Genomic DNA, 26,210 nt, shown 5'->3' on the forward strand with positions numbered 1-26,210 from the left:
TTCCAGTTTATAGGATAGGCAGTTCTTCTGCAATCGCTTCCAATAAAACGCAAAAAATAAGACAGGAAAAGAATAGAGGCTTGTCCTATTTTTCCTTTCCTTATACTCTAATTATCGGCGGCGGAATGAAAAACCCGACAGTCCAAGGATAGGAATGATATTTTATATTTTTCTGGATGGGATCGGTTTGGGGAAATACAATCCGGAAGTGAATCCTTTTTCCCGTTTTGCAAACGGATTTCTTTCTCCTTTGGGAGGCAAACCCCTCTCCGATGCAGACCTCCCCTCTCTCGGAGCCACCCTTCACTATGTAAAGACCGACGCACAGATGGGAATCCCAGGCCTTCCCCAGTCTGCGACGGGACAAACCGCACTTTGGACGGGGATCAATGGGCCGCAGGTTTTGGGAAGACATGTCAGCGGTTTTCCTACAATCACTCTTCGCAAAATCATTGCTAAATACTCTATGCTGAAGGTTCTGAACGAGAACAATATCACATCCGACTTTCTAAACTGCTTCACCCCACCTTATCTGAAACATGTGGAGGAAAAACCGAAATTGGTTTCCGCATCCACACTGCTCCAATTGGCAAGCAACAGACCTCTTAAAAACATGGAAGACCTTAGGGAAGGAAGAGGTCTTTATATGGATCTCACTCACGACATCCTCCGTACTTTGGACATTCAAAATCTACCTAAGGACGATCCTCTTCTGGAAAGGAGAGATCCTAAAAAACTGGGAGAATCCGTTTTTACTATGTTTGGTGACTACGGACTTGCTTTGTACGAATACTTTCTTACGGACAAAGTGGGCCATGCGATGGATTGGGATAAGGCGGAAGCAGTGATCGGAGTTTTGGAAGCGTTTTTCTACGGAATTCTTTCTCGAATGAATCCCGAAAAAGATCTTCTCATCGTATCGAGCGATCACGGAAATATGGAAGATCTAAGTCAAAAAAACCATACAGAAAACTTAGTGGCGACCGTTTTGTACGGGAAAGATGCGGATCGTTTTGCGGAGAATATCCAATCCTTAAAGGACATAGTTCCGGAGATCTATAAAACTTTCGGATTGGAAGAGGCGCTTGCGGATCTGGTAAAAAATGAATTTTACCAGAATTAAACTTTAGAAAACTCTAAAATTCTAAATCGTTTCCTCCGGGCAAAGAATCCGACTCGGTTCTTTTTTTCTCCATCAAAGGAGATACACTTCCCTTTTTCTCTTTCTGGAGAGAGGAAAGATCCGAAGAAGTGTCTGCATCTTCCAAGTCGTCTTCATCCTTAAACTGATCCAAAGACTCTTTTTTCCAAGCGATCGCCTTCTCAGTGATGTGATTTTTGGGATATTTATCCACAATCGTCTGAAACACGGATGCCGCTTTGTCGAATTTTCCCTGTCTGAAGTAGATCGTTCCTTTTTTATAAAGAGCCGCCTGATCCAAAGAATAATTCCCGTTGTTTAAGGTTTTATTCAAATAGTCCAAAGATTCGTTTTGACGACCTAACGCATCATAAGCGGAAGCTATGTAATATAATGAATTTTCTTCTACGGAAGGGCTAGGATTCAAGGTAAGCGCTTTTTGAAATAATTCGATGGATTTCCAATATGTTTTTTTGGTATAAAGAGCTTTTGCATCCGTAAACACGGAATCCTTATATTCATCGACAACCTTTCCGTCAGCTCCGCTCAATTGATTTTCCGTATCGATGTATTCGTCGAAAACATCGAAGGAAGCCCAATCTTTTCCTTGTTTACGAAGGCTTCTTCCCCAACCGATGCGTGCTTCCGTATTTGTGCTGTCTTCCTGAAGCGCCAATACGTAGTTTTTTCGGGAAGGTTCGAATTGTTTATGTTGGTAATAAAAATCTGCAAGGGACTGCAAAGCCTTGGAACGAAGTTTCGAATCGTTTGACGAACGTAAAACGGATTCCAAATGACCTTTTCCTTCCGCTTCATTATCCAATTTCAAAAGAAGATTTCCTAAAGAATAAGCCAAACGATCTTTTTCTTCCTGACTCAAACCGGATTTACTTCTCAGGTTTTTATAGATGTCCAAAGCAAGATAATGATCTCCGTTTTTTTCCAAAGCTCTCGCTTGGTTGTATTTGATACGGAACTCATAAAACTCGGCACCTTTTTTTCCAGCCAATTCGGAGAAAATAGAAACCGCCTTTTCCTTGCTAGTTGGATTGGACTGCTTTAAGTATTCCTCACCTTCGGTAATCTTTTCCAAAATGCTTTGATTCTGATCTTCCCTGGTAGAGATCGTAGTTTGATAAAATGCGGTCATGATTCCTGCACAAATGAACAAAAATCCTGCGAGCGCAACGATGGAACGGTTCATGATCTACCTCTACCCAATTTTTCTAATGTTTGGTTCGTCCAGAATTCGGATCTTTCCGGCGAAAAAGATTTGGTTTCTCTCTTCATAAAATATCTCAGCGCTTTTTTGGGTTCATCAGTTTTCAGATAACTGATCCCCAAATAAAAATACGCCTTCCCTAGCAGATGAGAGTTCTTTTGACGGGAAATATATTTTTCTAAATGATCTACAGCTAGTTCGAATTTTTTCTTTAAAACGGTGGATTTGATGATTCGATTCAGATCCGTATCCGCCAAATCATAATCAACCGTTGTATGTCCGTTAGGAGAACGAGTGTCGTGTACCCATTCTGTCATTTCACTTCCGGGATGAATCTCAGTAGGAGTCACTCCATGTTCATTCGTGATAGGAGGAACATTCGTTTTATTTTCTTCCTTAGGTTTATCCTCGGTAACCGAAGAAACGGTTGCCTCAGGAACCGCCATATCTTTGGAAAAATCCAATCGGAAATAAGAAACTTGTTCTTTGAGCTGATAATCTTCAGGGATTGTTCCTGACTTCACAGTAACCCCGAAATACAATTCATCAATTTCTTTCAGCTCTTTGATGTAAAAATTCGTTTTAGGATGATTCACGGAAGCAACCTTCACTACAGTGCCTGAACCGAAAGAACTAGGACCTTGGTTCAAAGGTTTCGTAGAAGCATACACTGAATAGACGGTAGAATCGTCCGCAGCTTCCGGAGGAAGCCAGCTGATCACTACACCCTTACCCACTCTTTCATAACCAACACCTCTCACATGCATAGTGCCTGGACGATCTTCAGGAAGCGTAACAGTGTTGTTGATTTTAGTATTGGTCGATGCAGGAACAGAATCGTCCGGAATCATCTCCGCATGGTTTTTTCCGTAATCTCTGATGTAAAAAACACGAAGGGTCGATTTTTTATCTTCCAAAGGAAGAGACTCTTCTCCGTCCAAATCCTTAACGGACACTCCGTAATACAAAGTTTGCGACTTATCCAAACCTTGGTCGAGAAAAGTCATAGTCGGATGACTCAGCTCCGCCAATTTCTGTGCCTTCTGCATCAAAGGAAGACTCGTAAGAGGAGACGCAGATCTATAAACAGTATAAACGGTTCTTCCGGAAACGGCTCCGGAAGGAGGATTCCAATCCAACCGAACGTTCTTTCTTTCCAATGTGGCTTTTAGATCGGAGATAAATCCTATTTTTCCCGAAGAGACTTTTGTTTCTTCAGGAAATGCAGGGAAAGCGGGATTATCGGATACTACCGCACCGCCTTCATCGATCGTAACGGGAACTACCGTATAATTCTGATTCGGAAATAATCTAACTTCTCTTTTGCGGACATCCGAGACCAAAACCACAGCATAATAATAGGTTCCAGGCTTTAGATTATAATCGTAATAAGTGCGTGTACCGCTGTTTCCTCCGGATTTGTATCTTCCCAGGGAATCTGCCACATAAAGTTTGTCAGGTGAATCGATGATGCTGTTGCTGCGTGCAATGATGACCTCTCCCTCTTCCTTGGGAGGTTCCCAAGCCAAAAGGATTGATTTTTTATCGGACAATTGATTCGCCCGAAGCACTCTGGCCGCATTCGGATACTTCCCTTCCTCAAAAATCGTTTGAGAAAAAAGCGGCACTAAGGCGCAAAAAAGCCCCAGGGCGGCAGTCCATCTTTTCATAGAGAGTACCATACCATCATTTTCGGTATTCCATAAGACCGAATTGAATTTTTCTATTGTACTTCTATCCGGATTTCAGTAAGTTTGGATTATGTCAGAAACGGAATACTATCGTTCCTTAAAATACCAGGAGTATCTCATTTCCAGCCATAGAAGAGAGGTGTGTTCTCCCGAGGACGTTTATTCCTTCTTCAACTGGAAAGGGCTGCAAAACCTGGTCGATTTCGGATCCGGTTTAGGATTCTATTTCACGGAATTTCGAAAATGGTTCCCTCATGCATGGATTTGGGCCGGGGAATGCCAACAAGATATCATAGATAAAATCCTCAGAAGAAAACTTCTGGAAGGATTAGAAAACATCACTCCCTTTTACATCGACCAATCGGATCACCCTCTTTTGCCGGAATGGGTTCCCGTCCCTGAAATTATCTTCGCTTCCCTCTCGTTATCTACCTTTCCCAATCCGGGACTTGCCATGGACGGACTCATTCGTTCCATGAAAGCAGGAGGAAGATTGTTCATCGTGGATTGGTCCAAAACGGAATCTGGGTTCGGTCCCAAGATCAACGAAAAGATCTCACTGGATAAAATGAAATTCCTTGCGGAAGAATACAAATTGGAAGTCACTAAATCGGGAAGGATCTCGGAATACTTTTACGGGATGGAAGTCAAAGCAAGTCCCTCCTTCGTTTACGGCTATTACGATCTAAAAGAAGAAGAGGACGATTCCACCATCTTTAAGATTTAACTACCGTATTGTGGAAAACATAATGAAACGACTTATCTTCTCAGTTATCTTAGTAGCTTCTCTTTTCTCTCCCCTGTTCGCAAAAACGGTGGGAGATATTTCCCTTCCTTCAGGATTTCAAAGGATAGATACGAAAGAAGGAAGTTTTTCAAGATATCTTAGAAACCTAAATCTGAAAGAAGACGGAAAAGTATATTCCTATCGAAAAAAGGATCTAAGCCATTGGTATGATTCCCTCGGAGTGATCGATAAACCATTGTTATTTTCAGATGATTTGGAACAATGTGCCGATTTCTCCATGAGACTTTGGGCGGACTACCATAAAGACAGCGGAAAACTGAAAGATCTTTACTTATTTCATTACGACGGCAGAAAAAATAAATTTACGGAATCGCAAAAAACATACGTTAAATTTTTAAGAACCGCTTTCGCCTCTTCCAATTCTCATTCCTTAAAACAAGGAGGGAAAAAAATCACGAAAGAAAATCTCACTTCCGGAGATCTATTCGTTCAGAATGAAAACGGAGGGATAGGACATGTCTCCATCATACTGGACGAATCCACGAACGGAAAGGAAAGATTATATTTGATAGGCTTTAGTTTTATGCCTGCCCAAGAGATGCATATAGAGAAAGCACCTTCTGACAGAGGAAAGAACGGGTGGTTCACCTATGAAGGGTTTATCGAACATCTTAAGGAAAAATATCCTTACGGAACACCCGTTCTACGAAGATTTTAGGAATAGAATTTTATTCTTTTCCGGAAAGTTTCAATCCGATCACTCCCAGAATGATCAAACTTACGGACAACACTCTCCATAAACCGGAAGAATCTCCGAAAAAAATCACACCTAATAGAAACGCACCTGCGGCTCCGATCCCTGTCCATACTGCATAAGCGGTTCCCATAGGAATCGTTTTTTGTGCGTACCAAAGGCAGATCATACTCACCGCCATACAAATCACTGCAAAGCCGATCCACAATGCCTTTTGATTTCCGGACTCGGAAAGTTTCATTCCTAAAGGCCAGCCGATTTCAAAGAGTCCTGCGAGAACAAGGACGATCCAATTCATTGATTCTTCTCCATTTCTTCCATTTTTTTAAGGCTCCGATCCCTGTCAAATCCACCCCTCATTGTTATGTGGAACGAAGAACAAAGGAAAGTGATAGAATCAAACTCTAATTACAAACAAGTGATTGCTGCGGCGGGATCCGGTAAAACAGCAACAATGATAGGGATTTTGCAACATAAAGAAGAAAGAAAAACAATTTCTCCCGAAAGAACCTTGATCGTGACCTTCACAAAAAAAGCGACTGAAGAATTTAAAACTAGAGTCGAAGCCAAACATCTTTCAGAGCACTATCACATCTCTACATTTCACTCTTTCTGTTATCAAAGTCTTTTTGAACTTCATCCAGAGTTTCATAAAATATCTCTCCTTTCCGAAACGGAAAAGGAACAACAAACGAAAAGAATTTTATATAAACATAGAATGCGTTTGGGAGGAATTCCCTTTGCCATTCTTTTTTCTTCAAACTATTCCATTCTGAGAAAAGAATTTCCCGATGTATTCGAAGACTTTCTTTTCGAAATGGAAACATATAAAAGGAAAAACAACCTATTTGAATTCGAAGATTTGATCCGCATCGTAAAACAATCTTTGGAAACAGGAGAAAGATGGACATTCCCTTTGAAACAAAGATTCGACTCGCTCATCATAGATGAATTTCAAGATACGAATCTTTGTCAGATGAAAATCATACAAATGTTACAGATCCCTCAAATCACGGTTGTGGGAGACGATTGGCAGGCAATCTACGGATTTAGAGGAGCCACGCCGGAACCATTCTTGAACTTCTCCCGATTTTTTCCAAAAACGGAAATCTTTCAGCTAACTACGAATTATCGTTCTTTAAAAGGGATCATCGAACTTTCTTCCATTCCCATCAGAAAGAACAAAAATAAAATCGAAAAGAAAGTTTTCTCTCACAGAGAAGGAAACACATTCTACAGAACATTGACATTGAAACATCCGAAAAGAGATCTTAAATCAGCAGTTTACGAGTTAAAAACTTATTTCGAATCCGATCGGGAAACCATGATTTTAGTTCGTTCTAATTTTAGAAAAAGAGAATGGATGGATGCGGGGATCCGTTCCGAACAAATCATGACAATACATGCTTCCAAAGGTTTGGAATTCGGAACAGTAATTTTAGATTTGAGTTCCGGTTGGAACCTCACTGGAGAAGGAAAAGAGATTCCGGAAGAAGAAAGAAGAATTCTTTATGTGGGAATCTCCCGCGCCAAAGACAAACTCATTCTAATCGGAAGAGAAACATCCAAATTCAAAGAGAGACCTGAGGACAAACTTTTCTCCTATTTTCCAAAGACCGATTCTTGGGGAAAACTGACTTTACGCTCGTACCGCTTCTGGTGACATGGTTATACGTTTGGGGGATTAGCTCAGTTGGTTAGAGCGCTACCTTGACATGGTAGAGGCCACTGGTTCGAGTCCAGTATCTCCCACCAAACGCATTTAGATCCTTTCCAAAAACCACTCTTTCGATTCCGCCAACGATTTTTGAGGAACGGTTGCGTTCACATCTCGAATCACATCGGAAAGTTTCGTTTTTTTCAATACGTCTCTCCATGCATGATCCGCTTTGTACATCACCGCAGCGATGGAACATACGGGAGATTTTTGACCAGTGGTTTTATTACAGGGATTGTTTTTACGAATCTCTTGGCAATGAAAGCTAGATTGCCTTCCTTCCACCGCCTCTATGATTTCCAGTAAAGAAATTTCTTCGGGAGATTTCGCCAAACGGTACCCCCCCTTGGGGCCTGTGGTAGTTACCACAATCCCCGCTCCCGCCAGTCTTTGTAAGGCTTTCAAGAGATAGTCCTTTCTTACTCCGTGGAATTCTGCGAGAAGTTTGGAAGGAACGGCGACGTCTTCCGGAAACCAGGATAAAACCGACATACAATGAAGCGTCCATTCTACCTGGTTTCCAAGTATCATAAACCGGCTCGATCCAAACCGTACATTTTGTCCATAGAACCTGGAACCGCTCTAAAACTAACAGCGATTCGATTCCAAGAATTCATATGAGCGACCGCCATCGTCAAGGAAACCATCTCCTGTTCGGAAAAAACGGATCTTACTTCTTCGTAGACCGCATCAGGAACATTGTTTTCACTTAACAAGGTCACGGTTTCCGCCCACAAAAAAGCGGCTCTTTCTCTAGCGTCAAACAAAGGAGATTCCTTCCATCCTGCAATATGATGCAGACGAATTTCCTTCTCTCCGTCTATTTTCGCCTCTTTCACATGCATATCTATGCAAAAGATACATCCGTTGATCTGCGAAATTCTTATATTCAAGAGATGGATCAAATTATGGCCCAAAGAGGAGGAGCGGATCAACTTTCCGATTTCCACCATCTTTCCGAAGGCATCCGGGAAGTGAGGGTAGTATTCGATTCTGGATTTCATAACAACATTCCTTAATTATGGATATTTTTTATCCATAATTAACCCTCCCTAATTTTCCGTAAAACACTTTATATAAAGATTGCAAAAAGAATATTTAGGGATAGTTTGAACGCCTAAAGACATTATGAAGAATCGTTCGTTTGCGGAAGAAACACTTCTGACAGTTTATTTCATTCTCTATTCACTGATTGCTGCTTTGGTGATCGGGTTTACCGATTTCTCTCCCGGTTGGAAACTGTTCTCCCTAACAGCCTTGTTTCACATCAGTTTCATCTGTTTGACAAAACCGTTACGTTGGTTCGTCCCCTTTCAGATTTGGAAATTTTTGTTTCCTCTTTCTTTTCTTATGGTGTTCCCCGATTGGTTTCTTTCGGACGTGCTCCAAGTGTTAGTCTTTCCTGAAGACGGTTTCCCTAAAATAGGAACTGTTGCCGGTTATATGGCAGGGCTTTGGGCGATTCCTTTATTCATATTGGTTTATCTGGGAATCAAACTGGAAGAAAGATCCGTTTCCATCATAGGAACCTGCTTTTGGGTTGCCTTCTTTTCCTTATTGATTTTCGGATCTGCGGAAGCCACTATGTGGATTCTATCTTCCTGGTATGCGCAAGACGTAAAAATGGTCGGATCCGTAGCCCTTTATGTTCTAATCCCTGAAATGATTTTAGGAGTCACAACATATCTTGCCTACCAAGGTTTCGGAACCAGCCACTACTTGATCCGAGTGGGAATGGGATTTTTGATTATGATTTTTTATTTAGGAAATCTATCTTTATTCTATCTTCTTTTTGAAAGAATATTCTAATATTGAAACGTTTTTCACTTTTCCTATCCGCTTTTTTTCTTTTTTGCCTCCTTTTGTTTTTCGCCCCTCTTCCCTTCGGGGAAGAGATTCGAAACGAATCTAATTATAGAAAGGCACATTGTTTCCATAAAACGGATCTATTCCTCTGCCCGAACCGCAATTTTTCCTTTCTCCGACCGGACGGAAAAATTTGGGATTTGGAAACAAACGAATACGGAGAAAGAGTCACCCGTCTAACAAAAAAATGTGAAAAAGATACGAATGAAATTTGGCTGATAGGAGATTCCATGTCTATGGGTTTTCTATTAGATGGAGAACATTCTCCGGGACAAGTTTTGGAAAACAAAATAGGAATTCCCGTTCGTGTGATGGCTGTGGATGCACTTGGCACTCTAGGCATTTTAAGAAGATTTCAAATGGGAATAGAACAACATAAAAAAGGTTCCTCTTGTCCCAAGTCACCTAAACATGTTTTCTGGATATGGAACACTTCCGACTTCTTGGACGATAGCAAAGAAAACCATTCGTTTCTTAAAAACATCATTTATAGACTCCACTACTTTATCACCAAACACTCACTTGTTTATTTATACCTTCGGAATTCGAAACAAGAATTCAACAGACTGACAGCTCAAACGAATAGAGACCCTTATCCCAAAGACCACATCACCTATCAAAATCTGCAGACCCTCTCGGATTACTTCCAAAAAGAAAACATACCGATCACTCTCATCTATGGATGGGGGATGAGGCAGGATGGAACTCCCGATACGGAAGATCCCAATTATTTCGATCTTCCTCAAACCTTACAAAAGATAGGGCTGGATCAAATCGATTTGAGAAAACAGGTGGAATCCGAATTCCAAAAAGGAGCCTCCCTTTTTGTTCCGAACGACGGGCACCCCGATTCCGATTTTTCCCGTCTGGTAGCAGAGGAAATCACAAAGAAATTTCCGGAGATCGGCAGGCCTTAGAAATGCTTGCTTCCAGAGAGTCAGACGAAAGTCTAGAGGGATATGAAGTTACACCTTCAAAGAATAGGGATCTATATCGCCCTAGGTCTTCTGATTCTTGTTTTTTCAGAAATCACTCTCAGACTCCTCAATCCTCCCGCACTTCAATACTATAGAGATGTGAAATTACTGCACTCCTATCACCCGGACTACGGGGTGACCTTGGAGGCCAATGAAAGCAGATATGTTCGGCACTATGCGGATCTTTGGGAAGGGAGATTCACGACAAATTCCCTTGGACTGAGAGGGAAAAAAGAGCCGAACCAAAACGCGCCCAAACTTCTCTGCTTGGGAGACAGTATGGTGATGGGCTTCGGAGTTTCCGACGAAGATACATTTTGTTCGCTTCTGGACGGATTTCGTCTGGGCGAAAACACATATCAGTCCTTAAACCTGGGAGTGGATGCTTACGGCTCCCTCGGTTCCATGAAACGATTGAAAGATCTTTCTGGAAAACTAACAAACATTAAAGAAGTATTGTTTTTCATTTCTCCCAACGACTTCAGTATGCCTCAAGTATTGAGAGACCAAGGGATTCTTCCTGACGATGAGCTGGACTCACTTCATGAAAACGATGAAGAATGGAAACGTAATTTCAGAATCCAATTCGAAGCCACTCGTTTGTCCTTTTTACTCCAAGCGATGAAACTAGGATTGGAGCAGACAAAAATTCTGCTGACGCAAACGAAACTATCCTCCTCGGCTGAATTTCATTCAGCAATATCGAATCCGTATCGTTATGTGATGGATTCTTTTTATAGAACTCCCAAACAGCCTGACTGTTCGAAAAAAACGAATGCGGGACCGGTTTGCCCGGAGCCTGTTCCCATTCAAGAGTTCACTTGCATCGACAAGGCGCCTTCTTCCGATTTGCTTCCTCCCCTTTCCGATGTAACCATTCATGCTTATGAGGAAATGATCACACTTTCCCAAAAACACGGATTCAAACTGAGACCGGTGATCATTCCGATGCAGATAGAAGAATTGTTCTGCCATGTCAACGGGAAGTATCATCCTTTAGGCAATTATGCAATCAGAGCGGAAGCTTACTGGAAAACCAAAGGAATTCCAGTCATTAAACTCATGCCTTATATCAGCCGGATGTGCGGACAACCTTTTGTAAAAAAGGGGAAAAATAAAACAGCGGGAATCAAAGATTATTTTATCCCGGGAGACGGTCATCTTACAGTGATCGGAAACAAGTGGGTGGCTGATGCCGTAAAACAAGAATTAGAGAAGGAATTCCGCTAATGTTATTTAACTCCACACATTATTTTATTTTCGCACCGATCGTAATTCTATTCTACTTCACCATCCCGAAACGTTTCCAAGGGTTATGGCTTTTCGTAGTCAGTCTTTATTTCTATGCGATCTTCAAAGTCCCTTTTCTCATACTATTGATATTTTCCTTCGTTCTCACCAAACTTGCGGTAGATGCAATGGAGAAAGCGGTATCCCGTATATGGAAGATATTCTGGTTGAACGTCTCCATCTGGGGAAACCTGGGACTACTATTCGTATTCAAATATTTGGATTTTTCCATTTCCGTTTGGAACACCTTCCTCGGATTTGAACCATGTGATCCTGAATACGTATCCGCATTGGGAATTATGCTTCCGATGGGAATCAGTTTTTTCACCCTGCAAGCAGTCTCCTATGCGGTAGACGTCTATAGAGGGACGGTCACTCCCGCAAAGTCGGTATTTCACTTCGGACTCTTTCTCTCCTTTTTTCCTCAGTTGGTTGCAGGACCCATCCTTAAAGCGACGGATGTACTCCACCAATTTTTAGAACCGAAAGAATTCCAAAAAGACAACCTCATTCGAGGACTCAAACAATTGTTTTGGGGTGTTTTCAAAAAGACATTCATCGCTGATCCTATTTCTTATGCCATCGATCCGGTTTACGGAGATCCTACTTCTTACAGTGGAATTGCAATGTGGGTGGCTGCCAGTTTGTTTGCAGTGCAGGTCTATTGCGATTTCTCGGGATATTCCGACATTGCCATAGGAACAGGAAGGATCATGGGATTCCATATTCCTAAAAACTTCGACAGACCTTTCCTTGCGGGGACTCTCAGCGAACTTTGGAGAAGATGGCATATTTCCTTCACTACATGGCTGAGAGAATACATCTACATTACCTTAGGTGGGAACAGAAGAGGTGAATTCATCACCTATATCAATTTATTTATGACCACATTCGTTTCCGGGATTTGGCATGGAGCCGACTGGACCTATATCATCTGGGGAGCGACACATTCCGGAATGATGGTAGTGGAAAGATTCGTATTCAAATCACAAGCGATCAAAAACGCATGGGACAAAGTTCCCCGCACCTTACAGCCGATTTATCCTTTGACGATTTTCATATTCACTATGTTTTTCTTCAGGGCCAAACCGACAGCGGAAGTTCCTAGCGGACTCAAAATCGCAACGATGATGATCGATAGAGCGTTTCATTTTGTGGACGGGAACATGCCTGATGTTCCTCTCTCTCTCGTTGCAGTGATCGGAGTTTTATTTTTAATCGATATCCTGCAGAACCAAAAAGAAGACAGATTCGATTTTATCATGAACAAACCTTTGGTGCTTTATACGGTTTGTGGAGTGATGTATGTGACTGCGTTTTTGATCTACAGCGTCACAGTATCCAGCCCTTTCCTATACTTTCAATTCTAAGGAAGGACAAAAAAATAGGGGATCTCTCCCCTATTTTCAGATCTCGAAATGAATGTTTCGAATTTTAGAATTCTACTTTCGGAGCATTCTCTACAGCCTTTACATCTTCCACAGTAAAGTTCGGCTTTGCATCATAACCGAATGCTTTTGCTGTGAGGACAGCAGGAAATTGTCGAATGTAAATGTTGAATTCTTTCGTTGCAGTGATGAAACGATTTCTAGCAACAGTCACTCTGTTTTCCGTTCCTTCCAACTGTGATTTTAAATCCAAAAACAACTGATCCGCTTTCAATTGAGGATAGTTTTCTTGAACCATCAACAAACGGGAAATAGCCGAACCTAATTGGTCTTGAGATTGAGTGAACTTTTTGAAAGCGTCAGGGTTGTTGATCAACTCAGGAGTCGCTTGGATGCTTCCCAACTTGGCACGAGCCTCGGCGATATCTTTCATGATCTCTTTTTCGTGCTGCATGTAACCTTTCGTAGCAGCAATCAAATTCGGTATAAGATCTTCTCTTCTTTTGTATTGGTTCAGAACCTCAGACCAAGAAGCAGTGACCTCTTCATCCAATTCTTGAATGCGGTTGTAACCGCAATTCGTAAGGGAAAGTACAAGCACTACGGCTAAGGACAATCTTTGAACAATTTGTATCATGGAGTGTGTTTTACCTACTCCTTAGAGTCTAGGCAACTCGAATTCGGAAAAAAAAGTTAGTATCGAAAGCGTTTTGAGGCCAAAATCCAATTTTTTTCCTCAATTTCGAGATAAGATTTCAGATCGGAGTCGGTCATTTGGCCCGCCAAGTAGGAAAGAATTTTCCGATCCCCCGCCAAAAGTTCGATGGCTGGTTTGTCGGAGCGGAATTCATAAACCCCTTTCAAGTATTCGAATTCGGGAAAAAGTTCGGAAACTTGCCTCAGGAAAAACAAGGTAAAATACAAAGAATGGAACTTTTTAGGTTTTTCCACTAAAAGCTGATACCCTTCGCAAATCTGCCCTTGGAATTTATGAAAGGTAGGGAGAAAACGAAGAGGCCGAAGCAGAACCGAGGAAGATTGATGTTTGGAAAGTCTTTTGTCCAATTCTTCTTTGGCTTTTCCTTTCAGATAAGGCGCTCCGAAAGTTTCGAACGGTTTTGTGGTTCCTCTTCCTTCGGAAAGATTGGTTCCTTCCAAAAGACACTGCCCCGGATACACATAACAAGTAGTTTGTGAAGGAATGTTCGGAGAAGGAGGAATCCAAAGACTAGGATTGTATTTTTTAGGATGATACACTCCCGAGGAAATCACAGCCAATTCCACATTCAACTGAAAGGTTTCGTTATAATAATTCAAAAGCCCTGCGGGCGTTAAACCGTGTCTATGCGGAACGGAACGAACTCCCACGAAAGATTCAAACTCCTGCGAAAGAGGAGTTCCTTCTACAGCATCTCCTATCGGGTTCGGAGAATCGACTACGATGAAAAGAGGGGCCTTGCCTGTATTCTTTTTCAGTCGGGAAACTGCATCTAACATATAGTAGGCAGTAGTCAAAAAAGTGTAATAACGAGAACCCACATCCCTGATATCTATGATCAGAATGTCTAGTTTTTGCAGAACTTCTTGTTTGGGTACAAGACTCTCTTCCGTATCTCCGTAAAGATTTACTATATTGCAGTCTCCGAACAGATATTGAAGATCGGAACCGCTCACTTGATCCTGCAACTCCGCAAACAATCCGTGTTCGGGAAGAAACAAGGTGTCTATTTTGAGATATTCGGAATAGGATAAAAAATGATATTTGCGATTCCAGCCGAATGCACTTTGATTGGTGAGAATTCCCGCCTTACAGCCGCTTAACTTAGATAGGTTCTTAATAAATTTCATGAGTTTTTTGAATTTTCTCTTTGGAAAGAAGAGACTCCTTCCAAAATTCCGTGATTCGATCTCGGTCCAAAGGATGAGACGGATGAAAAGCCTCAGTTACTTGTTCCAATTCCGATTTCAGGTTTTTTAAAGATTCGTAAATTTGATTCTGGTTTTCCTGAAAAATAGAAAGCCACATCTCTAAATTCGATCCGGCGATTCTGGACATATCCCGAAACCCTCCTCCCGTAATGGGACGAGGCGCTTCCGAAACTTGTTTGTTTACGACAGGATTTCCAATTGCAGTTTGAACCAACAAAGAAGAAACCAGATGAGGAAGATGGGAAAGATAAGCCAAGGTTTCGTCATGTTCCTTCGCTTCCATATCCAAAGTCCAACACCCTATGGCTTCCCAAAACATCCGAATTTCATCCGCAATGCCCGACTGAAGGCCGTTTGGTGAAGTTACAATACAGAGTTTTTCCTCGTATAAATTCTCTTTTGCGGCGCCAGGCCCTGAATGTTCCGAACCGCACATAGGATGAGAAGAAACATAACGATGAGATTCATTTGAAAATTTTTTATGAACCGCATCGATGATCGTTTTTTTAGTGGAGCCTAGATCCGTATAGATCGTTTGAGAATGGGAATTTAAGTTTTGGATATGATGGATTACTGAATGAACGGGAGTTGCGAAAATAACCAAATCATATTCTTCGAATTTACGATTTTGAAAAAACTCCTCTTCCAGAAAAACGAAGTCGGAGATGTTCTGTTTGAGAATCACATCCTTGGATGCTTCGGAGCGTACGACTCCTGTGGTCTTTGCCGTTTTGATTTTTTTTCTTATGGCAAGGGAGAGAGATCCTCCCATCAAACCCATCCCGAAGATCAGGATGTTTTTCCATTCTCTCATCCAAACTGTCCTGCGGAAGGGTATGATCCCAATAGTTTAAAGACAGTGCACTCTTCTTCGATCGATTTCAGTAAAGAAGCGATTTTCGGATCGGACTTGTGTCCCAGAAAATCGATGAAAAAATGATATTCCCAAAGGTTTCTTTTCAAAGGTCTGGACTCTATTTTGGAAAGATTGATATTAGCTTCATTAAACTTTTGTAATACGGAAAACAATGCACCTGTTTTGTTGGGAAGAGAGAATACGAGTGAAGTTTTGTCTAGCCCGGTTCTAGGGCATTCCGTTTTACCGATCACAAGAAAACGAGTGGTGTTGCCGGAATAATCCTCGATTCCCTCATGGATGAGTTCCAATCCGTATTGTTCCCCTGCAATTTTGGAGGCGATGGCAAGTCCGTCCTTTCTTTCCGCAACCAATTTGGCAGCCATAGCAGTGGAAGAAGTTTCTATGATTTCCGCATGAGAAAGGTTAGCTGAGATCCAATTGCGGCATTGTTCATTTCCGATTCGAATTCCGTAGATCTTTTTCACTGACTTCAGATCTTTTTCAAAACCGAGAAGTGAAAAACTGATTCGTTGGTAATGTTCCGAATAAATTTTAACTCCCGTTTCCAAAAACATATCCAGAGTGGAACTGACTTGACCTTCCGTTGAATTTTCCACAGGAACCACCCCGTAGTCCAATTTTTCGGAATCCACCTCTCTAAATACATCGGGGATGGTGGGTTGAGGGAATGAGTCGATGGAAGAACCGAATTTCGAACGAAGCGCTTCGTGGGAAAAACTTCCTTCCGGGCCTAAAAAACCGATGCGTAACGGATGTTCTAAGGCGATAGTTCCTGACATCATCTCTCTATAAATGGCACGGATGACGGATGCAGGAAGAGGGCCTTGGGATCTGGAAGAAACTTTTTCATACACGTCCCTTTCCCTATCCGGCCTATAAATAGGATCACCTGCATTTCTTTTGACCCTGCCGATCTCTTGTGCGAATTCGGCTCTTTTCTGGATCAAAGAAATGATTTGTCCGTCTAACTGATCTATTTCGGAACGTATCTTTTGTAATTCTTCTTCGGGAGAACTCATGTTGGATCCTCCTCTGAGGAATCGGGAAGAGCCGCTTCTTCTTGCAGCTCTTCAGGAAGAGATGTTTTATCAAAATCGGGACTGATTTCGTCTTCCGCATCGGAAACAACGATGGAATCGGGAGTGAAATCCTCAAACTTGAGTTCTTTGACTTCCACGGGAGTCGGTAGATCTGCCAGTTTGCTCAAACCGAAATGGAGAAGAAACTCACTTGTGGTTCCGTACAAAGTAGGCCTGCCGGGAACTTCTTTTTGTCCCACAGCTTTGACTAATTTTTTAGAAATCAAACTGGCAACCATAGCCCTGGAGGAAACTCCCCTGATTTCGTCTAACTCTGTCAATGTGATCGGCTGTTTGTATGCTATGATGGCGAGAGTGTCCAGAGTTCCTCTGGAGAGAGTTTCCCTTTTTTTATCTTTGAATATATGAGACAGTGCTTCGCTGTACAATTGATTGGTGATGAACTGGTAACCGCCTGCGATTTCTCTCAAGAGAAAACCGCCTTCTTTTTCGCTGTAATCCAAAATCAATTCATCTAATAATTCTCTGGCTTCTGTCTTTTCGATTCCTGCGGACTTGGCAAGGGAAGAAAGTTTGATCGGATCCGACGATAAAAAGAGCAGAGCTTCCAAAAGCCCTTTTGTGTATTTACGATCTTCCAAAACCTAAGCAACCTTAACGATTTTAATTTCGCCGAACACTTTGTGCTGAACGACTTTGCAGATACGGATCTTCACCGTTTCCAACACGGCTAAAAAAGCTGCCACGACTTCTTTTTTCTCGGGAGAATCCGTTTGGAAGATATCCAGAAAATGAACTTCTCCTCTTTCCTGAAGAAGTTTCTGCAGATATTCCATTTTATCTTCTACGGAATATTGTTGGTGACCTTCGTAAATAGGAGGAGGCAATTCCTCGTTCGAAGATTCCCTTTCTAAAATGGAATTGAATGCGGAAATTAAATCCACCAAACTTACATCCAGCCAAGTTTCTTCATCTTCCAAAACTTGATTGGTTTCTCTTGTGAACATACCCGCAGTGATGCGGTCCAGTTCCGCCAGTTTTTGGCCGGCCATTTGGAATTTTTTGTGTTCCAAAAGTTTATCAACAAGTTCTTTCGGAAGTGGTGGATCGTAGTCTTCTTCCTCAAAACCGGGATCGGGAAGAAGAGCTTTCGATTTCAAATAAACAAGATGAGATGCCATTACGGCAAACTCTGAAGTCAGCTCAATCGACAAAGATTGACTCGTTCTTAAAAATTGAATGAAATCCGAAGTAATGCGAGAGAGGGATACTTCGAAGATATCAACCTTATAACTATCGATTAAGCTCCAAAGAACACTGATTGGTCCTTCCGTGAGCCCTCCGTCCTGGTTGTTCCACCGGACAACAAATTCCGGAGTCTGCGACACGAAATTAGATTCCTAAAGCTTTTGCTGCTGCTTGTTGTAGTCGTTCCGGAGGGAAAGGTTTCACAACAAAATCCTTAACGCCCATTTTGATCGCTTTCGCAAGCAGATCTTCTTGTCCGAGGGCGGTTACCATAATGATCTTAGCTGCTGCGTCGAACTTAATGATTTCCTTGGTTGCTTCGATCCCGTCTTTTTCGCGCATGGTGATGTCCATAGTCACTAAATCGGGTTTGAGATTTTTGTATTGTTCCACGGCAATGTTTCCATTTTCCGCTTCTCCTACGATTTCATGACCTGCGCCAACTAACGCATCTTTTACAAGCGTACGCATAAACTTAGCGTCATCTACAACTAAAATTCTTGCCATTTTTTAATTCCCTCTCGTTTTCAATAATTCAATCATCTTCGGAACAATTTCTTCCAAAGGTAACACAAAATCAATGCCACCTAACTCGACCGCAACACGGTTCATTCCGTAAACCACCGATGTCGGCTCATCCTGCGCAAAAGTGACTCCACCTTTCGCCCGAATGTTAGAAATGGATTGAGAACCGTCTCTTCCCATTCCCGTCATAATAACAGACATTAAATGATTTGCTCCGTAGACTTCCGCCATCGAATCGAATAAAACTTCTATCGAAGGTCTGTGACCGTTGACCGGCCCGCTCTGATGCAATTCGATTACCTTCGCATTGTCCTTAGAGACAACACGCATTTGATAATCACCGGGAGCGATATATGCTTTCCCCGGCTCTATAATGTCGCCGTTTTCCGCTTCTTTTACTTTGATTTTGCTGAGAGAATTCAATCTTTCCGCAAAAGCTTTCGTAAAACCCGCCGGCATATGCTGCACCACAAGAATGGGCTTTGCAAAATCGGCAGGAAGTGCGCTGAATAAAGTCTGCAGCGCTTTCGGTCCGCCTGTGGACGTCCCAATTCCGATAGCGTTTACTGAGACTGGTTTTTGAAAACTTTTATTTCCCGGAACTTCGTGAACTATCTTAACAGGGGGTTTGATGCTTGCCTGACGGGAGTCGAGAAATCCCTTAATTTTCCCGGAGAGAACATCGGCGATTTCTTCCGGCGAAAATTGATTTCCACTGGAAGGTTTCGGAACGAAATCGATAGCACCTAACTCCAATGCTCTAAAAGTAGCATCTGCTCCATGCTGCGTAAGAACGGACAACATAATGACTGCGGAAGGAAGTCTTTTCTTTTTGATTTCCGCAAGTGCAGTCAATCCATCCATGATAGGCATTTCGATATCGAGGATGATGAAATCGGGTTTCAATTTCTCTGCGAGTTCAATGCAGTCGACGCCGGTTTTTCCGGTGGCGACGATATGAAATCCGTCCTTTTTCTCTAGAACATCACTTAGGATGTTCCGTACCAAAAGAGAATCGTCTATGATTGCGATATTCGTTGCCATTATGATTTTTGGATCAACTCTACAAGTTCGTCAAAGTCGGGAAGGAACACCAAAACTCCCAAAAGATTGCTTCCTTGGTGATTGAACTCGGTATGCATGGAAAGGAACTTAGTTCTTTCCGGTTTTACGATATCGATTACATCCAAAAAGCTTCCTGTGATCATTTCAGGAACGGAAGGTAAAATTTCCTTTTTCATTTTGTTGGAAAGAGAATTCATCACACTGGAACAAACGATATTGGAGATTTCGGAAAGTACGGATACCATATCGTCGGAAAGAACATTTCCGTTAGGGCCGAATTTAGCCTCTTCGGAACCTAACAGTTCTCTTGCGATTTCCGTTCCGTTTTCCTGGGAGAACATCATCAAAAGATTTCCGTTCAAATCGCCTGTCATTCGGATCTTCACTCCGAAGAAGTCGTCATGAGAAAAACGAAATTCGCGGGCAAGTCCTTCCCTATCGGTTAGGATGATTTCAGGAATGAATAACTCCACCTCCTTTCCAACTAACTGGGAAAGTACGACACCTGCGTTCATCATTCCTGTGTTGACTATATTTTCCAGTTTTTTGATGTCTTTTGCAGACATGAGTTCGGAAATGTCTCTGGATTGGGTGCTTGCCACCTGGTTGATTCTTTCTTCTTTCTGCTCAACAAAACCTTTGATGATTTGTGCGGCTTGTTCCCTTTCCGTCAGATTTACAGCATCTAACTTAGCTTTATCGGCAAGTCGATGCACTTCATCTTCTTTCGGATTGAAAGTGAATTCGTCTTTGGTTTTTTCAGGCACTTCCGCTGCGGCAGCATGAGTATGCCCGTTCCCGGAACCCACTCCCACAAGCTCAGCGGAAAGAACCACATTCGTAGTTGGCTCTTCTGCGAATACTTCCTCTTTAGGAACGATTACGTGCCTTTCCGTCTTCAATCTGTCCTTTTTGAGACGGGTTTTTTCCTTCGAACGAAGTTCGGAAAGTTTCGCATTATAAAAGTTAGTAGATAACTGGGATTTAAAAATAAGATCGGAATCGTTCATTTCCAAAGAACGGATGGAAGATGTGCGTTTCATCATATCTCCCGTCAAACGACTCTCGGACCAATCGATTTTATCTGCCGCAATTTCCACAAGGCCGGGAATATCCAAAACCAAAATGATGGTTCCGTCTCCCATGATGGTGGCTCCAGTCAGACCTTGCACGTCCTTGAAGTTTTTACCCAAGGATTTAATCACTGTTTCGTGTTTACCGATGAGATCGTCCACGATGAATCCCAATTTTCTCGTTTTGTAATTTACGATGACTACCGGGACTTCCAGAATTTCCTGTTTGTCGGCCAACCCTAAAATACGATTCAATCGGTAGATAGGAAGAACCTCCCCTCTCAGGTTGATGATCTCGTGTCCTTCCAAAGTGGTGATTTGATCGACATTGACTTTGATCGTTTCAGAAACTTCGGAAAGAGGGAAAGCATACACTTCCTCTTCCATAGTCACAAGGATGGAAGGAATGATGGCAAGAGCCTGAGGGAAGGATAAAGTGAAAGAAGAACCTTTTCCTTCCTCGGAGTGAATCAAAATTTTACCTTTGAACTCTTCTATGAGTTTATTGACTACGTTCATTCCCACTCCGCGACCGGAGATATCGGACACTTTGTCCGCAGTAGAGAAGCCGGGAGCGAATATAAATTGAAAGATGTCGGATTCGGAAAGATTAACCGATTCGGATTCGGAAACCAAACCGCGTTCGACCGCTTTTTTGAGGATTTTATCTTTATTGAGACCTTTTCCATCGTCTCGAATCTCAACTAGAATATTCGAACCGCCCTGGTAAGCATTGAGTTCCACGATTCCTTCTTCCGATTTGCCTGCGGCTTTTCTTTCGGAAGGAGACTCGATTCCATGATCCACAGAATTACGGATCAAATGGATCAAAGGTTCTCCGATAGCATCTATGACTTTTTTATCTAACTCTGTGTTTTCTCCCCGCAAAACAAGGTTTACCTGCTTTCCGGTTTCCAAAGAGAGATCTCTCACTAATCGAGTGAAACGATTGAATACGGAACCGATAGGAACCATTCGAATGTTCATGATCCCTGTTTGAAGATCTTTAGAGATGCGGTTGATTTGATCGATTTTACCTTTCAGTTCGTTGAAAAGAGAATCTTCTCCGAATTGAGCCACTAAATCGTCGTAGATTTTTTGGAAGCCGGAGTTGGTGATCACAAGCTCACCCACATTGTTCATCAGTTGATCGAGTTTATCGGAAGATACCTTGATCGTCCGCATAACAACCTTAGAGTCTGTTACAGCCTTTTCAAAATTCTGATTGGAAGAAGCCGGAGGTTGAGAAGAACCGTTTTGTTTGGGAGAAGAAACTTCCAAATCTTTCTTTTTTTCCTCAGCTTCAGGAGGAGATAATGCTTCCATTTCGGAAACCGGAGGAGAGATAGGCTCCACTACAAGTGAATCAACCATATCGATATTACATTGTGCGAAAAGTTCGTCTTTAGTTTGTTTTGTGATAGTTAAAAAATTAAGAGTGAGTCCACCCTCTCCCCGATCCAATGCGTCTTCCGTAGGATCGGATTTGATTACTGTTCCGGACTGCTTCACTGCTTGCAAAATCAAAAGAAGACGCAGGTTTTGCATAGGAGTGTCGTTCTTCAATTTTAGATCGACTTGATAGATTTTCGCTTCCGGCGACTCCGCAAGAATTCCTTTGATGTCACCCCAGTCTTCTTCCGTAATTTGGATCTGTCGCGAAGAAACATTCGATGGAACAGAAGCAGTTTCTTTTCTTGGAAGAGGAACCGCATTCGGTGCGGACACCAAACCGGGATCGGATTCGTAATCCTGCAGTTTTTGAATCATATCCGTAAAAGGAGTTTCCACTTTGATTCCGTTCGCAACGTTTTCGATCACATGTTTGATCAAATCGAAACATTCGAAAAGAAGATTCACCAAAGTGACGTTAATCTCCAAACTTCCTTCTCTGATTTTTTGAAGGAGGTTTTCCATCTTATGCGAAAGATCGGACAGATTGTACAATCCCACGAAAGCGGAACTGCTTTTCAAAGAATGGGCGGCCCGAAAAATATCGTTTATGATTTCAGGATTGCTGTGGTCTTTTTCCAGCCTGAGCAAGTTGGCATTCAATTCTTCAATTTGATCTTCGGATTCCTCCAAGAAGACTTCCGTGTATTCACCTAATATTCCAGCCAATTGACTACCCTGTCTTTCGTTATTTACCGATCGCAACAAAATCGACGATTTGATCTAAATCCAAATTCAAAATAAGATGATCCTCATATCTGGAAACGGACTCTACCATCTTACTGTAGTTTAAGGATAAATCGTCTGTGGTATAACTAATAAATTCTTTTTGGATCTTTACCACTTGTTTCACTTCATCCACAAGCACTCCGATCCTTTTTTCTTCCAACATAACGACAACGATACGGGAGATAGGAAAAATTTCCGAATCGGACTGATGAAACCTTTTTTTCAAATCTACGATAGGAATGATTTCTCCTCGCAGATTGATAACGCCTAATATATACTCTTCGACATTCGGGATACGTGTGATTAACACAGGTTTGAGGATTTCATGAACCAGAAGAAGGCGGATCCCGAAAAACTCCTTTTCTATGGTAAAAGTGAGGAATTGTTCGATATCCCCTAAGTCGGATTCTGCCTCATTTTTGGTTCTTTCGGCGATCGAAGTAAGTAGGGTTTCTTGGTCCATAGTCTTTCCTATAGTTCTAAGCAGTGAATCTGTCGGTTCAATCTAAAAACGAAATTATGCGGGATTCCGTAATTATTTTTCCTATTTTGCAATCGTGTGCTTCCGGTGCGAAAGGAACGGGAAAAAATTTAGAAAAGCAGAATCCGATTGTTTTCGTTCTTAAATGATCTGACGAAAGAAGTCTGTCGTAAAACCCTCCCCCTCTGCCTAATCGAGTGCCATCGGAAGAAAAACCTAAAGCGGGAACCAAAATCAAATCGGCTTCTTCCACAGTGATTTTTTCCTCACCTTTCGGCTCCCAAATTCCCCATTTGTTTTTTTCCCATTCCCAAGGACGAACGAAGTCCAAACGTTTTTCGGGCATCATCTTAGGGAAATACCATTTTGCCGAATGGCGCAGCTCCCAAAAACCGGCCGGCCTTGGCAAAGGGCAAGATTCCACCAAAGGAAGTAGATCCACTTCCCAAGCAAGATCGGCAACATAGGAAATAATTTTTTCCTTACCGGAAAGAAGAGGGAAAAACCTGGTTAGAATTTGAGATTCGAATTCTTCCCTTCTTTCGAGAACGGGAAGATGCTGCTTCAATCTAGAGCGAGCTTCTTCTTTGGAAAGTAGATTCAATAAATATCACCGATGATTCCCTCTTCCAATAGGGAGATGATTTTTTTGGTTCTATCTTCTATTTCCTTTGTTTCTTCCGAAGCGAGTCCTTTCTCACGAAGCTGAAACAATTCATCGGCTAAATTAAGAGCACATAACACTGCTACTTTGGTTTTGGAAGCATTAGGAAGTGAGGAAGAAATTTCTTTCAGTCTTTCTTCCACATAATCGGCCACTTGAGAGATATACTTAGGCGAAGCCTCGCCTACGATAGTATATGACTCACCGAATATTTGTTTTGTGATTTTTTGGGGTGAAGAGGCAGAGTCTGCCATTTTGATTACTTAGGATCGTCTTCGATGATCAAAAAATCATCGTCATCGTCAGCATCAAAAACACTGATTGTATCGTCATCATCGTCAATGATGATGTCATCTTCATCGTCCAAATCGACCGTAGGAACATCGCTCTCTTCTGCCGCCAACACCACTTCTTCTTTTTGCAAAGAAACTTGTGCAGGAGGTTTTTCCAGAGATTCCTCAGGAGAGAAGTCTGTGTCTTCTTCATCTAAAAGTATAATTTCATCGTCTTCTTCAATGATGGAAGCAGGGGCGGATGCCGCTGCAGCCACAGCAATCGGTGCTTCTTCTGCGGCGGGCGCAGTAGGAACAGGTGGTGGTGTAGGAGGAGTGCTGCTAGCTTGAGAAGAAGATCCGGAAGATGGAGAAATTCCATCAAAACGATTGAGCAATTGATGAACTTTCGATTCGAGTTTTTCTTCTCTGGCTCTTAGTTCGCTCAGCTGTTGGTTTGCATCTTGAAGTTGGGATTTCAGAGAAGTGAGTTCTCTCTCTTTCTCCTCCATTGCAAGTTTCATCTGGTCATTTTCCGCTCGGAGAGATTCGTTCTCTGTTTCCAAACGGCTGTTTTCCGTCCTTAAGTCCTGGATGAGCTCCAGAGCTTTGACTACTTTGCTTTCCAGCTCTTCAATGGTTTCCAATTTCAACATGATGATATCCGATGGAATAGAATAGGAGACCTATTCTATTCCAATCAAGCACTAAATTATTTTGCGACTTTTGTTTTTTCCACGAGAGCGTTAAAAACTTCTTTGTGGTTGTATGCAAGATCCGCAAGAGTCTTACGATCCAAATTGATCCCCAAAGTTTTCAAAGAGTGAATGAATTTGGAATAGGAAATTCCATTTTCACGAACCGCTGCATTGATACGAGTGATCCAAAGTTTTCTGAATTCGGATTTTTTCTTTCTTCTGTCACGGTAAGCCCATTGGCCAGCTTTCATCACCGCAGATTTTGCAGTCCTGAAAAGTTTGGATCTTCCGCCACGGAATCCTTTCGCTTTTTCTAAAAGTTTTTTACGACGATTTTTGTGAATAGTACCATTTACTGCGCGTGGCATCGTTTAACCTCCGTAAGGTAGAAGTTTTTCTACTCTGTTGTAATCGGAGTCGTTGATAACGACCATTCCACGGCTTTGCAGTTTCATTTTAGGAGATTTTTTCTCCAAAATGTGTCTTTTGAAAGCATGACCACGTTTGATTTTACCGTTTTTGGTAAACTTGAAACGTTTCGCTGCTGCACGATTTGTTTTTAGTTTATACATAGTTGTTTTTTCCTTTCAGCTCTTGCTGCCTATTGGGTTCATCACGACCACTATTGTTTTTCCGTCGTGTACCGGCATTTTTTCGGGAGAGGCATGCTCTTTTAGGTCCTCGACAAACCGGTTAACAATATTCATTCCGATCTCAGAGTGAACCATCTCTCTTCCTCGGAATCGAAGTGTCACTTTCACCTTATCGCCCTTAGCTAAGAACTCCAAGGCATGACGCTTCTTTATCTCAAAGTCATGGTTATCGATCCGCGGACGGATTTTGATTTCTTTTACCGTGACAATGTGCTGTTTCTTTTTCGCTTCTTTCGTTTTCTTCAGTAGTTCGAATTTGTATTTTCCAAAATCGATCAACTTGCAGACGTGAACATCTTGATCTCCAGAGACTTCCACCAAATCCAGGTTAGCTTCTTTCGCTCTACGTAGAGCTTCCTCCAAAGTAACAATGTCAGATCCCTCGTCGGAAACGAGTCGGATTTTATCAACATTGGTGATTTGTTCGTTAATTCTAATGTGGGCGAATTTGTCCTGGTTTGGGTTCCCTCTCGGGTTGGGCCTTTTCTGCATTCAGTCTCCGAAATTACTTTAAATTCCCAATTTCAAGCGGGAAACCCCAGGATCAAGTAAATTTCTTGGGGGAAAAGCGAGGGTACAATTCCCCGCCCTGATCGTGGGTGGGGATATCCTGGAGTTCCTACAATAATTCGGACAGAAAAATCAAGCAATCCTTTGATCATATATCTTACGAAATTCCATAGGACTTGTAAAGTCCAAAGTAGAAT

Annotated in this window: 29 protein-coding genes and 1 tRNA gene; 9 read left to right on the forward strand and 21 right to left on the reverse strand. The window is 42.1% G+C overall.

Annotated features, from left to right (window positions below; all coding sequences use genetic code 11):
- The first annotated feature begins 154 nt into the window (after positions 1 to 154).
- Positions 155 to 1,123, forward strand: coding sequence for an alkaline phosphatase family protein (locus tag EHS15_RS16815; protein WP_135761741.1), 969 nt, complete (start codon positions 155 to 157; stop codon positions 1,121 to 1,123).
- Positions 1,124 to 1,136: 13 nt separating this feature from the next.
- Here EHS15_RS16815 and EHS15_RS16820 read toward each other — a convergent pair whose 3' ends face one another.
- Positions 1,137 to 2,345, reverse strand: coding sequence for a tetratricopeptide repeat protein (locus EHS15_RS16820; RefSeq protein ID WP_135761742.1), 1,209 nt, complete (start codon positions 2,343 to 2,345; stop codon positions 1,137 to 1,139).
- Positions 2,342 to 4,033 carry a tetratricopeptide repeat protein gene (locus tag EHS15_RS16825; RefSeq protein WP_246052258.1) on the reverse strand — a complete coding sequence of 564 codons (1,692 nt, stop codon included), beginning with the start codon at positions 4,031 to 4,033 and terminating at the stop codon, positions 2,342 to 2,344. The genes EHS15_RS16820 and EHS15_RS16825 overlap by 4 nt, the downstream gene beginning before the upstream one ends.
- A 91-nt stretch (positions 4,034 to 4,124) precedes the next feature.
- On the opposite strand from EHS15_RS16825, the gene EHS15_RS16830 reads away from it, so the two are divergent.
- A complete protein-coding gene (locus tag EHS15_RS16830; RefSeq protein WP_135761744.1) occupies positions 4,125 to 4,781 on the forward strand; it encodes a class I SAM-dependent methyltransferase in 657 nt (218 codons plus the stop codon).
- A gap of 22 nt (positions 4,782 to 4,803) precedes the next feature.
- Positions 4,804 to 5,520, forward strand: coding sequence for a DUF4846 domain-containing protein (locus tag EHS15_RS16835; RefSeq protein ID WP_246052260.1), 717 nt, complete (start codon positions 4,804 to 4,806; stop codon positions 5,518 to 5,520).
- Positions 5,521 to 5,530: 10 nt separating this feature from the next.
- Here EHS15_RS16835 and EHS15_RS16840 read toward each other — a convergent pair whose 3' ends face one another.
- Entirely contained in the window at positions 5,531 to 5,854 is a 324-nt protein-coding gene (locus EHS15_RS16840; RefSeq protein WP_135761745.1) for a DMT family transporter, read from the reverse strand.
- A 66-nt stretch (positions 5,855 to 5,920) separates the two neighbouring features.
- Between EHS15_RS16840 and EHS15_RS16845 the strand changes: the two genes are divergently transcribed.
- Both EHS15_RS16845 and EHS15_RS16850 read left to right on the forward strand, forming a co-directional pair.
- Entirely contained in the window at positions 5,921 to 7,219 is a 1,299-nt protein-coding gene (locus tag EHS15_RS16845) for a UvrD-helicase domain-containing protein (protein ID WP_135761746.1), read from the forward strand.
- Positions 7,220 to 7,234: 15 nt separating this feature from the next.
- Positions 7,235 to 7,311: transfer RNA gene (locus EHS15_RS16850), tRNA-Val, on the forward strand.
- 7 nt (positions 7,312 to 7,318) lie between these two features.
- Here the strand turns inward: EHS15_RS16850 and EHS15_RS16855 are convergent.
- Together EHS15_RS16855 and EHS15_RS16860 are read right to left on the reverse strand one after the other, a co-directional pair.
- Complete coding sequence (locus tag EHS15_RS16855) at positions 7,319 to 7,804, reverse strand: RrF2 family transcriptional regulator (protein ID WP_135761747.1); 486 nt, start codon at positions 7,802 to 7,804, stop codon at positions 7,319 to 7,321.
- Entirely contained in the window at positions 7,801 to 8,277 is a 477-nt protein-coding gene (locus tag EHS15_RS16860; protein WP_135761748.1) for a carboxymuconolactone decarboxylase family protein, read from the reverse strand. The genes EHS15_RS16855 and EHS15_RS16860 overlap by 4 nt, the downstream gene beginning before the upstream one ends.
- Before the next feature lie 124 nt (positions 8,278 to 8,401).
- Between EHS15_RS16860 and EHS15_RS16865 the strand changes: the two genes are divergently transcribed.
- From EHS15_RS16865 to EHS15_RS16880, 4 genes are read left to right on the forward strand one after another with little or no spacing between them, the layout of a single operon-like run.
- Positions 8,402 to 9,082, forward strand: coding sequence for a DUF6989 domain-containing protein (locus tag EHS15_RS16865; protein ID WP_135761749.1), 681 nt, complete (start codon positions 8,402 to 8,404; stop codon positions 9,080 to 9,082).
- 2 nt (positions 9,083 to 9,084) lie between these two features.
- Entirely contained in the window at positions 9,085 to 10,056 is a 972-nt protein-coding gene (locus EHS15_RS16870) for a hypothetical protein (RefSeq protein WP_135761750.1), read from the forward strand.
- A 42-nt stretch (positions 10,057 to 10,098) separates the two neighbouring features.
- Positions 10,099 to 11,346 (forward strand): LA_2490 family SGNH/GDSL-type esterase, encoded by a 1,248-nt coding sequence (locus tag EHS15_RS16875; protein ID WP_135761751.1) that lies wholly within the window; start codon positions 10,099 to 10,101, stop codon positions 11,344 to 11,346.
- Positions 11,346 to 12,776 carry an MBOAT family O-acyltransferase gene (locus EHS15_RS16880; RefSeq protein ID WP_135761752.1) on the forward strand — a complete coding sequence of 477 codons (1,431 nt, stop codon included), beginning with the start codon at positions 11,346 to 11,348 and terminating at the stop codon, positions 12,774 to 12,776. The genes EHS15_RS16875 and EHS15_RS16880 overlap by 1 nt, the downstream gene beginning before the upstream one ends.
- A 64-nt stretch (positions 12,777 to 12,840) precedes the next feature.
- On the opposite strand, the gene EHS15_RS16885 is transcribed toward EHS15_RS16880, so the two are convergent.
- From EHS15_RS16885 to infC, 16 genes are read right to left on the reverse strand one after another with little or no spacing between them, the layout of a single operon-like run.
- Positions 12,841 to 13,431 carry a LemA family protein gene (locus EHS15_RS16885; RefSeq protein WP_135761753.1) on the reverse strand — a complete coding sequence of 197 codons (591 nt, stop codon included), beginning with the start codon at positions 13,429 to 13,431 and terminating at the stop codon, positions 12,841 to 12,843.
- Positions 13,432 to 13,487: 56 nt separating this feature from the next.
- On the reverse strand, positions 13,488 to 14,642 hold the full coding sequence (locus EHS15_RS16890; RefSeq protein WP_135761754.1) for a DUF1343 domain-containing protein: 1,155 nt from the start codon (positions 14,640 to 14,642) through the stop codon (positions 13,488 to 13,490).
- Entirely contained in the window at positions 14,629 to 15,537 is a 909-nt protein-coding gene (locus tag EHS15_RS16895; protein WP_135761755.1) for a prephenate dehydrogenase, read from the reverse strand. The genes EHS15_RS16890 and EHS15_RS16895 overlap by 14 nt, the downstream gene beginning before the upstream one ends.
- Complete coding sequence (gene pheA / locus EHS15_RS16900) at positions 15,534 to 16,622, reverse strand: prephenate dehydratase (RefSeq protein ID WP_135761756.1); 1,089 nt, start codon at positions 16,620 to 16,622, stop codon at positions 15,534 to 15,536. Before pheA ends, EHS15_RS16895 begins: the two co-directional genes overlap by 4 nt.
- Positions 16,619 to 17,284: an SMC-Scp complex subunit ScpB gene (scpB, locus tag EHS15_RS16905; RefSeq protein ID WP_135761757.1), complete on the reverse strand. Its 666-nt coding sequence runs from the start codon at positions 17,282 to 17,284 to the stop codon at positions 16,619 to 16,621. The genes pheA and scpB overlap by 4 nt, the downstream gene beginning before the upstream one ends.
- A gap of 3 nt (positions 17,285 to 17,287) precedes the next feature.
- Entirely contained in the window at positions 17,288 to 18,031 is a 744-nt protein-coding gene (locus EHS15_RS16910; protein WP_135761758.1) for a segregation and condensation protein A, read from the reverse strand.
- 4 nt (positions 18,032 to 18,035) lie between these two features.
- A complete protein-coding gene (locus tag EHS15_RS16915) occupies positions 18,036 to 18,398 on the reverse strand; it encodes a response regulator (protein ID WP_135761759.1) in 363 nt (120 codons plus the stop codon).
- Positions 18,399 to 18,401: 3 nt separating this feature from the next.
- Positions 18,402 to 19,460 carry a protein-glutamate methylesterase/protein-glutamine glutaminase gene (locus EHS15_RS16920; protein ID WP_135761760.1) on the reverse strand — a complete coding sequence of 353 codons (1,059 nt, stop codon included), beginning with the start codon at positions 19,458 to 19,460 and terminating at the stop codon, positions 18,402 to 18,404.
- Positions 19,460 to 22,675 (reverse strand): chemotaxis protein CheW, encoded by a 3,216-nt coding sequence (locus EHS15_RS16925; protein WP_135761761.1) that lies wholly within the window; start codon positions 22,673 to 22,675, stop codon positions 19,460 to 19,462. The genes EHS15_RS16920 and EHS15_RS16925 overlap by 1 nt, the downstream gene beginning before the upstream one ends.
- Positions 22,676 to 22,694: 19 nt before the next feature.
- Complete coding sequence (locus tag EHS15_RS16930) at positions 22,695 to 23,198, reverse strand: chemotaxis protein CheW (protein WP_135761762.1); 504 nt, start codon at positions 23,196 to 23,198, stop codon at positions 22,695 to 22,697.
- Between the two features lie 37 nt (positions 23,199 to 23,235).
- Positions 23,236 to 23,820 carry a 5-formyltetrahydrofolate cyclo-ligase gene (locus EHS15_RS16935; RefSeq protein ID WP_135761763.1) on the reverse strand — a complete coding sequence of 195 codons (585 nt, stop codon included), beginning with the start codon at positions 23,818 to 23,820 and terminating at the stop codon, positions 23,236 to 23,238.
- The gene (locus EHS15_RS16940; RefSeq protein ID WP_135761764.1) at positions 23,817 to 24,134 is read right to left on the reverse strand and encodes a cell division protein ZapA; all 318 of its coding nucleotides are present in this window, start codon (positions 24,132 to 24,134) and stop codon (positions 23,817 to 23,819) included. The genes EHS15_RS16935 and EHS15_RS16940 overlap by 4 nt, the downstream gene beginning before the upstream one ends.
- A 5-nt stretch (positions 24,135 to 24,139) precedes the next feature.
- Positions 24,140 to 24,808, reverse strand: coding sequence for a hypothetical protein (locus EHS15_RS16945; RefSeq protein ID WP_135761765.1), 669 nt, complete (start codon positions 24,806 to 24,808; stop codon positions 24,140 to 24,142).
- A 56-nt stretch (positions 24,809 to 24,864) separates the two neighbouring features.
- Complete coding sequence (gene rplT, locus EHS15_RS16950; RefSeq protein WP_135761766.1) at positions 24,865 to 25,218, reverse strand: 50S ribosomal protein L20; 354 nt, start codon at positions 25,216 to 25,218, stop codon at positions 24,865 to 24,867.
- A 3-nt stretch (positions 25,219 to 25,221) separates the two neighbouring features.
- Positions 25,222 to 25,422 (reverse strand): 50S ribosomal protein L35, encoded by a 201-nt coding sequence (gene rpmI, locus EHS15_RS16955; protein WP_135761767.1) that lies wholly within the window; start codon positions 25,420 to 25,422, stop codon positions 25,222 to 25,224.
- 15 nt (positions 25,423 to 25,437) lie between these two features.
- On the reverse strand, positions 25,438 to 25,995 hold the full coding sequence (gene infC, locus EHS15_RS16960) for a translation initiation factor IF-3 (RefSeq protein ID WP_135761768.1): 558 nt from the start codon (positions 25,993 to 25,995) through the stop codon (positions 25,438 to 25,440).
- Positions 25,996 to 26,210: the final 215 nt, after the last annotated feature.

It is taken from the genome of Leptospira idonii, from assembly GCF_004770995.1.
GTDB lineage: Bacteria > Spirochaetota > Leptospiria > Leptospirales > Leptospiraceae > Leptospira_A > Leptospira_A idonii.

Coding starts and splice junctions, on each gene's coding strand:
- EHS15_RS16815 (WP_135761741.1), top strand. CDS start 155: ATGATATTTTATATTTTTCTGGATGGGATCGGTTTGGGGAAATACAAT.
- EHS15_RS16820 (WP_135761742.1), bottom strand. CDS start 2,345: ATGAACCGTTCCATCGTTGCGCTCGCAGGATTTTTGTTCATTTGTGCA.
- EHS15_RS16825 (WP_246052258.1), bottom strand. CDS start 4,033: ATGAAAAGATGGACTGCCGCCCTGGGGCTTTTTTGCGCCTTAGTGCCG.
- EHS15_RS16830 (WP_135761744.1), top strand. CDS start 4,125: ATGTCAGAAACGGAATACTATCGTTCCTTAAAATACCAGGAGTATCTC.
- EHS15_RS16835 (WP_246052260.1), top strand. CDS start 4,804: ATGAAACGACTTATCTTCTCAGTTATCTTAGTAGCTTCTCTTTTCTCT.
- EHS15_RS16840 (WP_135761745.1), bottom strand. CDS start 5,854: ATGAATTGGATCGTCCTTGTTCTCGCAGGACTCTTTGAAATCGGCTGG.
- EHS15_RS16845 (WP_135761746.1), top strand. CDS start 5,921: ATGTGGAACGAAGAACAAAGGAAAGTGATAGAATCAAACTCTAATTAC.
- EHS15_RS16855 (WP_135761747.1), bottom strand. CDS start 7,804: ATGATACTTGGAAACCAGGTAGAATGGACGCTTCATTGTATGTCGGTT.
- EHS15_RS16860 (WP_135761748.1), bottom strand. CDS start 8,277: ATGAAATCCAGAATCGAATACTACCCTCACTTCCCGGATGCCTTCGGA.
- EHS15_RS16865 (WP_135761749.1), top strand. CDS start 8,402: ATGAAGAATCGTTCGTTTGCGGAAGAAACACTTCTGACAGTTTATTTC.
- EHS15_RS16875 (WP_135761751.1), top strand. CDS start 10,099: ATGAAGTTACACCTTCAAAGAATAGGGATCTATATCGCCCTAGGTCTT.
- EHS15_RS16880 (WP_135761752.1), top strand. CDS start 11,346: ATGTTATTTAACTCCACACATTATTTTATTTTCGCACCGATCGTAATT.
- EHS15_RS16885 (WP_135761753.1), bottom strand. CDS start 13,431: ATGATACAAATTGTTCAAAGATTGTCCTTAGCCGTAGTGCTTGTACTT.
- EHS15_RS16890 (WP_135761754.1), bottom strand. CDS start 14,642: ATGAAATTTATTAAGAACCTATCTAAGTTAAGCGGCTGTAAGGCGGGA.
- EHS15_RS16895 (WP_135761755.1), bottom strand. CDS start 15,537: ATGAGAGAATGGAAAAACATCCTGATCTTCGGGATGGGTTTGATGGGA.
- pheA (WP_135761756.1), bottom strand. CDS start 16,622: ATGAGTTCTCCCGAAGAAGAATTACAAAAGATACGTTCCGAAATAGAT.
- EHS15_RS16915 (WP_135761759.1), bottom strand. CDS start 18,398: ATGGCAAGAATTTTAGTTGTAGATGACGCTAAGTTTATGCGTACGCTT.
- EHS15_RS16920 (WP_135761760.1), bottom strand. CDS start 19,460: ATGGCAACGAATATCGCAATCATAGACGATTCTCTTTTGGTACGGAAC.
- EHS15_RS16930 (WP_135761762.1), bottom strand. CDS start 23,198: ATGGACCAAGAAACCCTACTTACTTCGATCGCCGAAAGAACCAAAAAT.
- EHS15_RS16940 (WP_135761764.1), bottom strand. CDS start 24,134: ATGGCAGACTCTGCCTCTTCACCCCAAAAAATCACAAAACAAATATTC.
- EHS15_RS16945 (WP_135761765.1), bottom strand. CDS start 24,808: ATGTTGAAATTGGAAACCATTGAAGAGCTGGAAAGCAAAGTAGTCAAA.
- rplT (WP_135761766.1), bottom strand. CDS start 25,218: ATGCCACGCGCAGTAAATGGTACTATTCACAAAAATCGTCGTAAAAAA.
- rpmI (WP_135761767.1), bottom strand. CDS start 25,422: ATGTATAAACTAAAAACAAATCGTGCAGCAGCGAAACGTTTCAAGTTT.
- infC (WP_135761768.1), bottom strand. CDS start 25,995: ATGCAGAAAAGGCCCAACCCGAGAGGGAACCCAAACCAGGACAAATTC.